The organism is Desulfosporosinus sp. SYSU MS00001, from assembly GCF_049943955.1.
GTDB lineage: Bacteria > Bacillota > Desulfitobacteriia > Desulfitobacteriales > Desulfitobacteriaceae > Desulfosporosinus.
Window position 1 is genome coordinate 1 of the sequence record NZ_JBNFTW010000039.1, and the last position, 634, is coordinate 634.

At 33.4% G+C, this 634-nt stretch carries 1 protein-coding gene; it reads left to right on the forward strand.

The window, feature by feature from the left end; translation table 11 throughout:
• Positions 1-147 precede the first annotated feature (147 nt).
• Positions 148-634: DNA-binding protein WhiA (gene whiA, locus ACPUYX_RS20895; protein WP_426381500.1), on the forward strand; the 487-nt coding region annotated here is incomplete at its 3' end.

The window sequence follows — 634 nt, forward strand, 5'->3', positions numbered from 1 at the left end:
TTGAAACCATAATGGAAAAGAAGCTGCTTTATGATAGAAAGAAGATAATTGAGTACTTCTACTTATCAGAAAGATTAAAGGACAATAAATCCAATAAAAAATAAAACTTTAAGACTAAAGAGGGAAACACAAAGGAGAGATAATAAAATGTCCTTTTCATCAAAGGTAAAGAGTGAGGTTTGTAGAATTACAAATATAAAAGAAGAAGAGGCTCGGGCAATATTGTCTGCTATTATGAAGGTCAGCGGGACTTTGAGCTTGGGTGGGAATAAACAGTTGAGTTTTAGAATTACTACAGAAAACCCATCAATCGCAAGATATATATTTAGAATGCTTAAGGAAAAATTCGCGATTCACACAAAGATATTTGTGAAGAAAAATAATTCCTTTAAGAAAAGCAATATATATATGATCGTTATAACCGAAGATATGGGGGCAAGGAGTCTGCTTGCGAATGTAGGTGTTTTGAAAGAGACAGAAGGGGTGTTTTCCTTAGATTACGGAATATCAAAAGAACTTATTTCAAATGAAGAATGTAGAAGAGCCTATATTAGAGGAGCATTTCTAGGTGGTGGAAGTATAAGCAACCCTGAAAAGACCTACCACCTGGAATTTGTTACTCATAATAATGATT